Source organism: bacterium (assembly GCA_040757115.1).
Classification (GTDB): domain Bacteria; phylum UBA9089; class CG2-30-40-21; order CG2-30-40-21; family SBAY01; genus JBFLXS01.
Window position 1 is genome coordinate 44,653 of the sequence record JBFLYA010000003.1, and the last position, 13,608, is coordinate 58,260.

Genomic DNA, 13,608 nt, shown 5'->3' on the forward strand with positions numbered 1-13,608 from the left:
TGGGCGTACAGATGTTAACCAGAATCTGTACGCCCAATGAGTTTGTGATACAACTAACATACACCTCCTTTTACTCTAATGCATTTTGATAGACAGAGAAAGTGAGTACGCAGTGATGGGTTCTACCAGAGGGAAGTGCCTCGTCAGCATAGTCAATTTGTTGCGAGTAGTCAATATAGGTTACGGTTGCCGCATTTCCGGTGTGTTCTAAATCTGAACACCCTTGTACAACAGCCTCAGTCGTCCCAATAGTTGTAAGCACAGCCTGAGCAGTTTCTTTAGCCTTGAGCGCATACTGTAATGTTCTGGTCGTATCTGTAGCATAAGCCGCTGATGCAGTAATATACTCCTGCATAGTGGCCTTATCGCTCTTAGCCTTAATGTTGTAATCAACATTTGATTGAACAGACACCCCTTGAGCATCGTTCTTTTCGGTAGTACCAATTGGTAAAGCACCCATGTCATAACTGGCGCCTGTCAATGACATTACCAGAGTAGGAACGATTGTTGCATCAACAGTTGATGTACTGGAACCCTGAGTCGCTCCATAGGCTATGTTAGCTATCACAAAACTTAATCCTATTGCTAATCCTATTGCTATCCGTTTCATCTTTTATCACCTCCTTTGTTCTTAGAATAGTTAGCTTGACTACGAAAAGCAAGCTAACGAATGTGGGATTTAGGAGTTAAGAAGAAGTGAGGATTTTTATTAAAAAATTATATCCTCATCTCTAACTCCTAAATCCATTTTTTTAAAAAATTTAACACCTCCTTTTTTTTTGGTAATTGGTAACTGGTGAATGGTAATTAGTTACCAGTTACCATTTAACCGATTACTTACTTTATAATTTCGTGAAGCCCTATTAAGATTTTTTATGCCCTATTTAATACTCACCATTATCATATTAAGTATTACTAAAAACATTGTTAACCTTAATAACCAAATTGCTAACCATGTGCTCATTTCTTTATTATCTCCCTTGGTATATAATTGAGCGAATTTTTTCATATTGCTCAATACCACCATCTACTATTTCTCTAAATCTCCTGGCATAGTTATCAATCCAGACAAATGGATCTAAGCCAGATTCTTGAATAAGTCTAATCTGAAATGTATTTGCTTGATAAGTACTCATTGTTATCATCTCCTGATTTATTTAGTTTCTTTGATTTAAGAGATTCAACTAATTTTGTTTTATCTGTAGATGACTCTACTACTCTCTCCGCGTCATATTCTACATAATCAATGTAATAACATTTTCGTGGGATGCCATTAATCTTTTTTATTTTAATATTCAGGTTTATCATACAAAGCTTATCCATTTTAATCATCCCCTTTTGTAACAAATATCAGGTCTCAAATTATAAAGGTATTCTCATTCTCTCATTCTTCTGTGTTAATGCCTCTTTTACATTTTGTATTAGTTCATTTAAGTCAATTGGTTTAATCATAAATGTATAGATATTTCCGAGTGCAATTTCTGGGTCTTGTTTAAATCCTCTGTATGCGGTGGAAATAATCACTGTCAAATTTTTATCTTCATTTCTTATTCGTTTAAGGAGTTCCAGTCCATTTATATCTGGCATCTTTATGTCTAAAACTACTAAGTCTGGTCGATAATTTCTAATACACTCTAAAGCCTTTTTACCTGTCTCTGCGGAGTAAACTACATATCCTTCTCGATATAATGTTTCCATAAATGCCATACAAATATTATGCTCATCTTCAACTACTAATACTCGCTCGACTGACTTTGTTCCACCATTTAAATTTAATGATTGAACATTAGGGAACTCAGGCATTGTAGTTCCTGGAGGTAATTTTTGCCATACCTCAGAATGTAAATATTCATCATAATGATTTTCATATAAAGTACCATTAATTTGCGTTATCATTTTAATCCACCTCCTTAATATAAATTACCCCAAACTTTTGGATTCATTCTTTCTCCTAATATCTCTGTTACCTTTGCCCTTAACACTTCAATATCAATTGGTTTAGTCATAAAAGCTGATATCTTACCTAATGTTATCTCTGGATCTTTTTCTAAGCCTTTGTATGCACTAATTATTATTATTGGTAATTCCTGATTCACTGTTCGTATCTTCTTTAATACTTCTAACCCATTTATACCCGGCATCTTTATATCCATGATAAGTAAATCGGGCTGATACTCTTCAAATTTTTGTAAAATTTGCTTACCATTTTCTACTTCTAAGATTTCAAAGTCTTCACGATTAATGGTTTCTATTAATGCCCGTCTGATGAGTTTATTATCATCTCCAATTAATATCCTTTTCATTTTATCTTCACCTCCTTTACCTCTTTTAACATCTCATTTACTTTATTTTTCAACACATTCAGGTCTATTGGTTTGACCATAAGGGTAACTATGTTTCCCATCGCTACCTCAGGATCTTTGGCTAACTCTTTATATGCTGTAACTATCATTACGGGTACCGAATACTGTTCTGTCCTTATCCTCTTCAACAGCTCTATTCCATCTATCTTTGGCATTTTTAAATCCAGAATTAGCAGATGAGGTTTATATATCTTAAGGTTTTCTAATGCCCTTGCCCCATCTTCTACTGTAAATGTTAGGTATCCTTCCTGATATAATGTTTCAAGTAGTGCTCTTCTAAAATGACTATCATCTTCTGCAACTAAAATCCGTTTCATTTTTACCTACCTCCTATCTATTTTTTACTTTCCATTAATGTAAGAAGCAAAAAGCATGCCAAAGTTTAAAAGAGAATAAGAATTTTTTCTTAACTAATTGACTTAACATAGGTTAGTAAGTAGGAAGGTTAATTATTTTGTAGTGGTATCAGATGGATTATTGAGGAAATTGATACCTAGAGAGTTATTGATATAAATTAAAAATAATCTCTAAGTTATTTATTTATAGGTATTAACAAACTGGGGATTATTTTCCTCACTTTAATGTGAAAGTAGAAGGAAGAAGGCGAGAAAAAGGTTGGGGTTAAAAGTGGGGTTTGTTACAAGCCATATTCTTTTATTTTCTTCTGTAGGGTTTTACGGTCTACTCCAATGGCTTTGGCGGCTTTTGTCCGATTACCGCCAACTTCCTGTAGGACTTTAATCAACAATTCCCGCTCAAGTTGTGCCTTTGCTTGATATACTGACTCTTTAAATGATAGATTCTTCTCTTTTGCCTTAATTATATTATTTGGAATATCCTCAATATCTATTTTATCACCTTTAGCCAACACTACCATTCTTTCAACTACATTCTCAAGTTCTCGAATATTTCCAAACCAATCATATGAAGTCAATAATTCTTGTGCCTCTTTTGTAATCCCAAGTATATTTTTATTAGTCCGAAGATTAAATATCTTTAAAAAATGCTCTAATAAAATAGGAATGTCATCCTTTCTTTCTCGCAAAGGAGGTAAAAATATTGGGACAACATTTAGTCGATAGAACAATTCTTCTCTATATTTTCCTTCTTTAACCGCCTTTTCTAAATCACGATTAGTAGCGGCAATAACCTTGACATCTACTTTGATAGTTTTAGTGCCTCCAACTCGTTCAAACTCCCTTTCTTGCAACACACGCAGTAACTTAATCTGCATAGGTATATCCATCTCTCCCACCTCATCTAAAAATATAGTTCCTGTATTAGCCAGTTCAAATCTACCCAGTCGTTGGTTTATTGCCCCTGTAAATGCACCCTTTTCATGTCCAAATAATTCACTCTCTAATAGATTTTCTGGTAATGCCACACAATTAACTGGTATAAAAGGTTTATCTTGCCGCAGACTTAATCGATGTATTGCCTTTGCCACTAACTCTTTACCTGTCCCGGTCTCGCCTCTAATCAGAACAGTAGTATCGGTTTTAGCTACCTGGTTAATTAATTCATGTATCTCTTTTATCTTTTGACTTTTGCCAATAATCTCGTCAAACTTTGCCTCTTTTTTTATTTCTTTATGTAGTTGAAGTGCCTTTGAAACAACTATGGTTATCTCATCTAATTCAAAAGGTTTGGTGATATAATCATAAGCCCCTTGTTTCATTGCCTCAATTGCTGTCTTAAGAGTTCCAAAGGCAGTAATCATAATCACAATTACATCCGGGGAGATTTTCTTAGCCCTTTTTAAAAGCTCTAATCCGTCCATCTGAGGCATCTTTAAATCAGTAATTATTAATGAGAACTCCTGTATTGGTTTATTTAGTGCCTCTTGCCCATTCTTAGCAGTAGTTACTAAGTAACTCTCTTTAGTAAGAATAGTAACTAATGCATTGCGAATTTTTTCCTCATCGTCTACTACTAAAATCTTCTTCTTCATCCTGGATTATCCTTAAAAAATTATAGTAACCGTTCACCGCAGAGACGCAGAGAAGAAAATTAGAATCTATTCACCAGAAACAGAAATTTCTTTTTTTGTGCATTTCGGGTCTTCTGGAGTTTCGTTAATTTAAGGAGCCATTGAGGCTATCTGAATCCCTATCAATCTGTTTATTTTGCTCAAAGATGGCAAAATTAGGCTCAAAAGCCTGATGATTTTTTTGCAACTTATCCTTTGAAGTTGAGTTGATAAAAAATGTTTTACCTATTTTCTTCCCTTTGTGTCCTTTGCGTTACTACTTTGTGCCCTTTGCGATTTATCCTTTTTTAACCGCAAAGAACGCAAAGAAATCGACCGCAAAGAACGCAAAGATTAAAGGAGAAAGGAATCATAGAAAATTCACGAAACTCCAGGTCTTTCGTTGTTTATTAATCTTTTAATACTTACTTTCGACTAACTGTTTTTAAGCCTTTTTAAACACCGAAAAACGCGATAAACACGAAAAAAAGATATTTTCCTCTCTGTTTCTCTGCGTCTCTGCAGTAAAGGATTACCTGAACGGTTACAGTTTTTAAGCATAGTTGTAGGAGAACTAGGATTGGTTCAACTTCAATCCCGCGAACGGTATAGTGTAGCGTTCTCTAAATACATATAATAGTTATTAACGAAAATTTCCGACCTGTACGGTTAGCAGTTCGAGAATTATCCGCAAGCGTTAGTTGGTGTAAGAAAAGGAGATAGAGAGATAGGGGAATAAGGAGATTACTACTGCCTCAGCAAGTAAATTTTCTTGATATTTTTCCATCTCCATATCCTTTATCTCCTTATCCCCCTTTCTTACACTTTTGATATATAGCCTGAACGGTTACAAAAACTTTATATTGTTATATCTACTTAGAGAACGCTACACTAGTACCGTGTTAGCTAAGTTCTTTCACAGTTTAAGGGATCTATCATTACAAAATGTGTTCCCTTCCCTTTCTCCATCATTAGAAAAAAGTGTGAGAAAATTTACTTAACATGGCAATAGGATGCTAATTGCTTATATGTCTTTGACCATACCTCTATCTTTTGCTTATTAAATTTGCTCCAGAGGAGCAATCTGTTTGTAGAAAAAAATGTCCTCCCATAACATAAAGCTCCATAGGAGCGACCTAAATTATTCAATCCATTCAAACAAATATCTTTCATCGTATTCAATTTTAAATTTTTTCAAAAACTCATTTTTTGTTCACGGGCTTGAACAATACCTGTAATGTATTTCTGCCATTCTTCCCTATGTTGTTTGCGAATGAGATGTTATCTGCCTTTTACAGCAAATACAATTTGAATATAAATTTGAGAATAGGTGTTTGCCATTTTTCAGAAAGCAAAAAATGGCTTTAAGATGGTTACTTGGGCTGTTTATTCAGCTTCACCGAGAATTTCTGTGGTTGCAAAAAAAATATTGACAATATGATTATTTTAGTATAAACTATGGTTTAGAGAAGTCAGAAGATAGATAAAAATTGGTAACTAATTACCATTCACGTAAGTGTTCAGGGGGAAATGAAGGGAAAATGGAAAAAACTGGGGAAAGGGGTAAATAGGGCTTCACAAAATTAAATAAAGAGATTAGCATGGTAGAGGCGTTCTGTTTGTAGAATGTATGAGGCAGACAAAGAAGAAATGTAAGCGTTCAGCGGTCAGCCATCAGTTGTCAACATTTAGCCACCCTGCTTTCGAGGTTTGCTACAGGTATTTCGAAACTTTAGAGGAGTTGTTTTTGGCTACATATCCAGGTTGCTTTCTTCTTGTTAGTCGGGATCCAACAAATGGCAAACCAAAGGTGCAATTTGATAGCGCCAGTAGAAATTATGTGATTAAAGGGTTGGAAAAAGATAAAAATGAGAAAAAGGTTGTATCTAAAAAAATCGGACAGAAAGAATATAATATCGTTTATAGCTGTTAGTTTATGTTGGCTTTATACAGGTTGTGCGGGGATACCAATAACCCCAATAGAAAATAATGAGCAAGAGATAAAATATGAGCGATTAGGAGAACATATCATCAAGGCACATATAGATGGATATGCTAAAGATGACCTAATTATTTGTGTCCCATCTTATAATTCTAATCGTGGCAAAATTTATATATTTTATGGAAGAAATCTTGAGTCCAAAGGTTGTATAACATCTCCTCTCTGGGCTGATGCTACTATCGAAGGAGAAAATGAACAAGAGAGGATAGGTGAGTTTGTATTCACAGGTGACCTAAATGGAGATAAAATGGATGACTTAATTATTGGTGTCCCTTCTGCTAATTTCAATAAAGGCAAAATCTGTATATTTTATGGCGGGAATATTACTGGAAACAAGTCACTTTATTTTGCAGATACGGTTATTGAAGGTCTAAAAGAAGAGGATAGAGTAGGTGAAAATGTTACCATAGCCAATCATCATAAGGAAAGTGACAATAATAAGAATGATTTGATAATAAGTGTACCTACTGCTGATGCTAATAAAGGTAAGATTTATATCTTTTATGGAGGAAGTATCCCCCGATTTACAACCTCTGTATCCTCTGCTAATCTTACGATTCAATAGGGGAAAAGTGGAATTATAGTTATCGGTTATCAGTTATAGCATTATTACCGATTACCTGATTACCACACCACTTTCTCTCTCTTCCTGTGCGTCTCTGTGGTAAAGGACTATCTGAACGGTTACGGAAAAATAATCCTTCCAATCTTTATAAGTATTTCAATCTCTTGATTTGATTTATCTTTAATTATCTCAAATAACTCCTCACTTTTTACTTCTATATTTTTAACCATTCCTTCATCTACTAAAAGAGATGCTAATGGTATTTTGAAAAAGGTAGCAATTTTAGATAATGTGTCTAATGAAGGACTGCGTAATCCTCTTTCAAGCAATCCTATATAACTATTATGTAAATTAAGTTGTTCTGCCAATTCATCCTGAGTCAGGTCATGTTCTAACCTTAACTTACGAATTCTTCTTCCAACAAGTTTATTAATTGATTCCATAATTCCCTCCTGGTTTCAATAGTTTATCTTAAATTTAAAAAAAAGTTAAGAGACTGATAGAATTTTTTCTTGACTTTTAGAATTGTTTGTGGTATAATAAAATATAAAGGTCGATCTACTTTTGCCTAGAGGGAATGAATCTCTTAACTATCTTTATTCCTCAATCCAAAAGTAGAAAAAGATATCTCTTTCCTGACTACCATGCTGAATAAGAGAGATAAACTTTCTTGTATAGCAAAAAGTTATTGACAGGGAAAGAGAAAAAGATTAAAATGAAAGGAAGTGAAAAAAAATGAAATCCTATCGCTCAATTACAGTGTTAGCAGGGTTAGTATGTATCATTATTTTCTCTACAGGATGTGGGGAGAAAAAGAAGCCTGATTTTGCTGCTATACAACTTACTTGTTCTACAGATTTCCCTAAGATTAACGAAAACGTTACTACTTACTTAAGAGTGGAAAATGTAGGAAAGGCTGGGGGACATGGACAGGTAGCAATATACGTAATAGACAGGACGGATGGTAGCTATTTACTGAAGGTTGAAAAAAACGTGAACCTGAACAGTGGAGAACAAACGAGATTAGAAGGAACATGGCATGCTACACACCCATGTTCAGTTTACGTAGAGGGTAAGGCTCAAGCGAATGATGATGCGAATCCTAACAATGGTAAAATAGTGAAGACCTACGATATTGGCTGCATGTCTTCGCCTGTTGTTTTTCATTTCTCACACCCCTATCTCCGCTAGGAGGGATTGTTCCGTATGAGGGAGAGCTATTCACAATAGCGAATCCACCAGGAAATCATCCCAATCCAAATCCACTTATAGGATGATGGTGTGGACTACGGTAAGTAAATGATATCAAAACAGAAATGGAGAAGAAAAGGAGAGAGGAAGAATTATATTTTTATTTTTCCTCTCTCTTAATATTAGAGAACAAGAAAGAAAAAAGGGATGTATTAATTAATAAATTTTATCTGCTGGAGTTTCGTCAATTTATTTAATAAAACCACATTTCGTCCTTTTCGTGCTTTCGTAGTTCTATTTTGATAAATGAGCAACTAATCTATTATAAATTCACGAAACTATACGGAAATGGAAATAATGAAAAAGATAAAAGATAGTCTTTATTTTTGAATGGTGAGATAAAATACACTTATGCTCCTATCTCAAAATGGAATGACATAGATGTAGGCGGGATAACTGTCGTTGGTGGAATTAATTATTTATTTTAAGTGCGAGGGCAAATGAAAAGGATAGTAATCTATGGGGGACTTATCTTATTTAGTTATATCTCCAGAGGATATACTGCACCAATTAACCTATATAATCTGGAATATAGAATTGATAAGGAATTTGATAATCAACTGGAACTGAAACCGTTACAGTTTGAAGAGAAAAGATTCTTTTTAAATATTCAACCTCTACAATCTAACCTCTGGAATGTAAAAATGGATTTTAAAGAGGGATTAGGAGACAAAATAAATGGTGAGATTTATGGTAATTTAGATTCAAAGGGGCATATCTTAGAGGCTGAAGCAAAGTTGAAGATACAAAGGGAAAAGTTTACCTTATCTACCGCATTAGCTCATTTTAATCAAACTCCCATAATGAAAGAATCTCTATTTGGCAAAGTGAGTTTTATCTTTCTGCCTTCTTCAATGTTTGGCTTTATAAATCAGGAAGGTAAAATAAACATAGGTTGGTTTCACCTACCTTCTTTATATTCAAGATATACTTTTGGCAAAGATGGAACAGATTTGTTTGGAGTTGGCAGTATGTGGCGTTTCTATACCAGACCTTATGAGATTACTCCTGATTTTTTATTCAAAACGGAATTAAAATTAGCTCCGCACTTATTCAGTGAACTACCAGGTAAAGATTATGATGAGAACATGCTATATGCTTTTTCTGATTTTCCCCTCTCTTATAGTCTAAATCTCAGCAAAAAATTCTCCCAAAAGTGTAAGGTAGAAATGGACTATCAAGGTGAGACGGATCTATCCTTCAGTCCATGGAGAGAAATCCCTTTAAGTCATGGAGTAATAAGCAAAATAGATTTAAAACCTACTGATGCTCTGCTTTTTCAATTATCAGCATCATACCCTTTTGAAGTTAAAAAAATTTCTTATTTTAATTCAAATGCTTCGTTTATGTCTAAAGAAATATTAGGGAATTTAGAATTTAAAGAAAGAAATGGGTGGAATTTCAAAGTGCTTTCAGATTATGATTACGAAAAAAATTGGTTTGAAGAGACAACATTTTCTATTTCCAAAAGATTTAATTCCTTAGATGGTGGAATATATTATACCAATGAGAGACAATCCTCCCAGCATACAATTGGAATTTATCTTAGCACCAGTGGGAAAACCGGTTATTCCAGGTATAATCTTACCAGATACGAAGAATTTCCACCAAAGGTCTTACCTGTGTATCAACAGGAAAATATGCAATGGTTGAAAGGTAAAAGTTTTGAGGAAACAGTAGCGGCATTAGATACTCCAGAAAAGATTAGTTCATATATGGGTCAGTTCTTCAGCTATTATTCTGAGGGCAGAATTATTCCTCAAACTCCCAGAGAGACCTTTGAGAAAAAAAGGGGAGATTGTGATGACCAGGCAAGATTTGCCAGTTATGTTTTAACTCAGCATGGTTATGAGGCTTATGTGTTTTGCTATGCTGGACGTAGAGTCGGACATGGCATTTCTGTTTATAAAGACTATAATGGAAAATGGAATGGTATCGAATATGGCGATATCTTTTATGCTCAAGCAGATAATCCTGAAGAACTTATCACTAAAATAGAGCCGGCGATGATTAGATATGTACTTTTTAAACCAGATGATAACTACGAAGTAAAGTCATACCTTCAAAGTCAAACCTTTGAAAGAATCATTAATTGGTTCTGGTCAGAGTAAAAGATAATGGTTAAAATTCAGGTTGTTTTAATTGTTGTAATGATTTTGATGTTCTGGCAAAAATTAGTTTTTGCCTCAGAAAATAAAAATTCTTCTACCTTAACTCTTAGCCTGAAAGACGCCATCTCTACTGCCTTACTTAATAATCAGACAATCCTTAATGATGCTAAAAGTAACTTGAAACTGGCATCTCGAAATTTAATCGCTATTCATAAACTTTATCAGCCTAAAATTAGTTTAGATATCAGCAGTCAAAGAACAACAAATGAAACAGAACTTACCTCAACCAGACAGGATAAATATTCTACTTCATTAAACTCTACCTGGTCAAAGGTTATCTTTACCTCAGGGGTTTTAACTCTATCAGAAGGATACAATTTAAGTGAGGATAAAAACTCATCACAAAAATTCTCAACTAATCCCTATGTTTCTATAGGATTAAACCAACCACTAAGTGAAGGTGGAAAACTGCAACAAAGATTATCTCTTATAAATGCTGATGAAAATCTCAAATTAGAAAAAATGAAATATGCCTTAATAGAGGAGCAACTTACACTAAATGTTATTTGTAATTATTATCAACTCATTAGAGCCAATCTATTGGTTAAACAAGCAGAAGAACAAGTAGCATTGTCGAAACAACTATTAAAATGGACAGAAGCAAGGTTAAAAGTAGGTCAGATTGCAGAATTAGATGTGATGAATGCTAAGGTACAATTAGCTAATGATGAAGATTTCTTAGTTCAATCTTATGAACAACGCCAAACACTACAGAGAAGTTTTCTAAGATTACTCGGATTATCTGAAGATTTGAAACTTGAACTAAGTGATGAAATAGAGGTCAAGATTTTAAATGAAAAGGTTGAGGAAAGTATTAATGCGGCGATTGAAAATAGATTAGAGATAAAAATGGCTAAAATAAGTATTGAACAATCTAAAAGAAATATTCCTATTGCCAGAAGTACTAATAAACCTACCTTAACTATATCAGGAAATTATAGTTGGACAAACGAATCAGAGGAATTGGAAGAAGCAATAAAAGAGCTACCTCAAAGAAATTGGCTTATCCAGACTAAATTATCATTTCCGTTTTTTGATTCAGGTTCAACTAAAAATCAGGTAAAGATAGCTGAAATAAATTACCAGAAAACTTTGAATGCCTTTGAGCAGTTAAAAAAGGATATAATTGAAGAAATAACCCAAATACATTGGAATCTTAACAAGAATCAAAGAAGACTTGAGGTCTTAGAAGTAAATCTAAAGATTGCTCAGGATGCCAGACGGATAAGCCAATTAAAATACGAGATGGGTTTGCTTACTATTCGTGAGGTATTACAATCACAAATTACCTATTCTAATGTAAAAATTTCAATTGATGATGCCAAAATAGATTACCTCATTAATCAAGCAAAATTATCTAAGGCAATAGGAAAACTAAAAAATGAATATCTTTAATTTGTTATTAAAATTAGTAAATTTGTTAATAATAATTATTGTTATTCTTATTGGATATAAGTGGTGGAACCACTATGGACAGCAGACTTTCTTTCCTAATAACAGTGAGACTAAAGAGATAAAAGTAGCATCTGCAAAAAGAGGCAAGATAAAATATCAAATAGTTGCTTCTGGGAAGGTAAGCTCAGATAAGATAAAAAAGATACAAACTAAAACATCAGGAATTGTAAAATTACTATCTTGTAAAGAAGGTGATAAGGTAAAAGCAGGAGATGTGCTTTGTATAATTAAAAGTCCAACTATCTTTGGAAATAGTAAAGAAATAGAAAAGGCATTATTTCATAAAAGAGTTAAAGTATTAGAAAACTATCTCCGTAAAACCTATAATAACAAATTAGAAGCATTAGAATCAGCCCAGATAAATTATCACTCTACCTTAGAAAAATATAGCCAATTAAAATTACTCTATCAGGAGAAGGCTATATCCAAACAAGAGCTCACAGAATCTGAAATAGCCTTTAAAAGAGCCGAATTTCAATATCATTCAGCTAAGTTTGCATTTGAGCAAGAATTAGAACTATCAAGGGTTATAGCACCAGGTAGTGGAACTATTATATTAAATCGTGTAACAGAAGGTACAGAAGTAGAGACAGGAAGTGAGTTGTTTTTATTAGCAGATATGTCTTCTCTTATAGCTAAGGTAGTTGTAGATGAGGCTGATATAGAGAAGGTAAAAATTGGGCAGAAAGTAGAGATTAGTGGAGAGAGTTTTGCACCACTTATGTTATCTGGTGTAGTTGAGAAGATAGGTGCTTATGCTTATCAATCGGAACGAGGTTTTCCAGGTATAGAAGTGATTTGTAGGATTAATCTTAATAAAGAAGTTGCTAAATTGCTTATATTAGAATCCTCTTGTATCGCTAAGATAATTATTGAAGAAAAAGAAAATGCACTCTGCATTCCCTCAATTGCCCTTTTAGCGAATGAAAAAGAAACTCAAGTATTTGTAGTTGATAATTCACAGGTCCATTTAAAAAAAGTAAAGATTGGAATAATTACTCAAGATTTAGTAGAAATAACTGATGGATTAAAGGAAGGAGAGAAAGTAGTTACCATCGGGAGTTTAGACCTACAACCTGGCGATTATGTAAAGATTAAAAAATGAGCTTAATAGATACAATAGAAACAGCTATTACTAATCTCAAAATTAATAAATTTCGTTCCTTTTTAACTATATTAGGGGTAGTAATAGGTATATCGGCAATTATAATTATTTGTGCCTTAGGTGAAGGGAATCGGATTAATGTATTAAAAGAGATGGAGAAAATTGGAGCTGATTTATTATGGATAAATATAGATTCTCTAAATACGAATTCGCCTTCTATCGTTATAGGTTTTGAAGAAGAAGATTTAAAAGCTATTTTACAATTGTGCTCTAAAATCAGAGCAGTCTCTTTTGAAGAAAGCCTACATTCAGTTCCGTTTAAATATTTAAACCGAAAAACCTACTTTACCTTAAAAGGGATAAATGCTTCTTATCAAAAAATCCATCGACTTAAACTTCTCAAAGGAAGATTTATCTCTAATATAGATGAAAAAATAAAGGCAAGGATATGTATTTTAGAAGACTCAAGACATACAAAGGAAATATTCGGAATGTCTAATCCTGTTGGTAAAGAGGTATTAATCAATCAACAACCTTTCAGAATAGTTGGTGTAGTAGCATATAACCTGAAATCGGCAAGTAGTTGAGTAAAAAGGGGGGAGGGGGGAGTGGGGTAAAAAAGAAGGCTATTTTGACAAATTGGGGAGAGAATTAAGGAAAAGATGAAGGGAATTAGATAACAGATAGGATTAAGATGGGAGGGAGTCATAATTTGGGCACAATACGA

Annotated in this window: 16 protein-coding genes; 7 read left to right on the forward strand and 9 right to left on the reverse strand. The window is 33.6% G+C overall.

Going from position 1 to position 13,608, the window contains the following annotated elements:
- Nucleotides 1-70: 70 nt before the first annotated feature.
- From AB1422_00405 to AB1422_00440, 8 genes are all read right to left on the reverse strand, one after another.
- Nucleotides 71-610, reverse strand: coding sequence for a hypothetical protein (locus AB1422_00405; protein MEW6617809.1), 540 nt, complete (start codon nucleotides 608-610; stop codon nucleotides 71-73).
- A 361-nt stretch (nucleotides 611-971) separates the two neighbouring features.
- Entirely contained in the window at nucleotides 972-1,136 is a 165-nt protein-coding gene (locus AB1422_00410) for a hypothetical protein (protein MEW6617810.1), read from the reverse strand.
- Nucleotides 1,102-1,323: a hypothetical protein gene (locus AB1422_00415; protein ID MEW6617811.1), complete on the reverse strand. Its 222-nt coding sequence runs from the start codon at nucleotides 1,321-1,323 to the stop codon at nucleotides 1,102-1,104. The genes AB1422_00410 and AB1422_00415 overlap by 35 nt, the downstream gene beginning before the upstream one ends.
- 39 nt (nucleotides 1,324-1,362) lie before the next feature.
- Nucleotides 1,363-1,896 (reverse strand): response regulator, encoded by a 534-nt coding sequence (locus tag AB1422_00420; GenBank protein ID MEW6617812.1) that lies wholly within the window; start codon nucleotides 1,894-1,896, stop codon nucleotides 1,363-1,365.
- 14 nt (nucleotides 1,897-1,910) lie between these two features.
- A complete protein-coding gene (locus AB1422_00425; protein MEW6617813.1) occupies nucleotides 1,911-2,303 on the reverse strand; it encodes a response regulator in 393 nt (130 codons plus the stop codon).
- Nucleotides 2,300-2,680, reverse strand: a complete 381-nt coding sequence (locus AB1422_00430; protein MEW6617814.1) for a response regulator — start codon at nucleotides 2,678-2,680, stop codon at nucleotides 2,300-2,302. The genes AB1422_00425 and AB1422_00430 overlap by 4 nt, the downstream gene beginning before the upstream one ends.
- Before the next feature lie 320 nt (nucleotides 2,681-3,000).
- Nucleotides 3,001-4,314, reverse strand: coding sequence for a sigma-54 dependent transcriptional regulator (locus tag AB1422_00435; GenBank protein ID MEW6617815.1), 1,314 nt, complete (start codon nucleotides 4,312-4,314; stop codon nucleotides 3,001-3,003).
- A 1,011-nt stretch (nucleotides 4,315-5,325) separates the two neighbouring features.
- The gene (locus tag AB1422_00440) at nucleotides 5,326-5,505 is read right to left on the reverse strand and encodes a hypothetical protein (protein MEW6617816.1); all 180 of its coding nucleotides are present in this window, start codon (nucleotides 5,503-5,505) and stop codon (nucleotides 5,326-5,328) included.
- 574 nt (nucleotides 5,506-6,079) lie between these two features.
- Between AB1422_00440 and AB1422_00445 the strand changes: the two genes are divergently transcribed.
- Both AB1422_00445 and AB1422_00450 read left to right on the forward strand, forming a co-directional pair.
- The gene (locus tag AB1422_00445; protein ID MEW6617817.1) at nucleotides 6,080-6,265 is read left to right on the forward strand and encodes a hypothetical protein; all 186 of its coding nucleotides are present in this window, start codon (nucleotides 6,080-6,082) and stop codon (nucleotides 6,263-6,265) included.
- A complete protein-coding gene (locus AB1422_00450) occupies nucleotides 6,201-6,899 on the forward strand; it encodes an integrin alpha (GenBank protein MEW6617818.1) in 699 nt (232 codons plus the stop codon). Before AB1422_00445 ends, AB1422_00450 begins: the two co-directional genes overlap by 65 nt.
- A gap of 119 nt (nucleotides 6,900-7,018) precedes the next feature.
- Here the strand turns inward: AB1422_00450 and AB1422_00455 are convergent, their stop codons facing one another.
- Nucleotides 7,019-7,342 carry a helix-turn-helix transcriptional regulator gene (locus tag AB1422_00455; GenBank protein ID MEW6617819.1) on the reverse strand — a complete coding sequence of 108 codons (324 nt, stop codon included), beginning with the start codon at nucleotides 7,340-7,342 and terminating at the stop codon, nucleotides 7,019-7,021.
- 292 nt (nucleotides 7,343-7,634) lie between these two features.
- Here AB1422_00455 and AB1422_00460 point away from each other — a divergent pair, with 292 nt between their 5' ends.
- The 5 genes from AB1422_00460 (at nucleotide 7,635) to AB1422_00480 (ending at nucleotide 13,468) form a co-directional block, all read left to right on the forward strand.
- Nucleotides 7,635-8,090 carry a hypothetical protein gene (locus tag AB1422_00460; protein ID MEW6617820.1) on the forward strand — a complete coding sequence of 152 codons (456 nt, stop codon included), beginning with the start codon at nucleotides 7,635-7,637 and terminating at the stop codon, nucleotides 8,088-8,090.
- 500 nt (nucleotides 8,091-8,590) lie between these two features.
- Nucleotides 8,591-10,261, forward strand: a complete 1,671-nt coding sequence (locus tag AB1422_00465) for a hypothetical protein (protein ID MEW6617821.1) — start codon at nucleotides 8,591-8,593, stop codon at nucleotides 10,259-10,261.
- Between the two features lie 6 nt (nucleotides 10,262-10,267).
- Nucleotides 10,268-11,716 carry a TolC family protein gene (locus tag AB1422_00470; protein ID MEW6617822.1) on the forward strand — a complete coding sequence of 483 codons (1,449 nt, stop codon included), beginning with the start codon at nucleotides 10,268-10,270 and terminating at the stop codon, nucleotides 11,714-11,716.
- On the forward strand, nucleotides 11,703-12,881 hold the full coding sequence (locus AB1422_00475) for an efflux RND transporter periplasmic adaptor subunit (protein ID MEW6617823.1): 1,179 nt from the start codon (nucleotides 11,703-11,705) through the stop codon (nucleotides 12,879-12,881). Before AB1422_00470 ends, AB1422_00475 begins: the two co-directional genes overlap by 14 nt.
- Nucleotides 12,878-13,468 (forward strand): ABC transporter permease, encoded by a 591-nt coding sequence (locus tag AB1422_00480; protein MEW6617824.1) that lies wholly within the window; start codon nucleotides 12,878-12,880, stop codon nucleotides 13,466-13,468. Before AB1422_00475 ends, AB1422_00480 begins: the two co-directional genes overlap by 4 nt.
- Nucleotides 13,469-13,608: the final 140 nt, after the last annotated feature.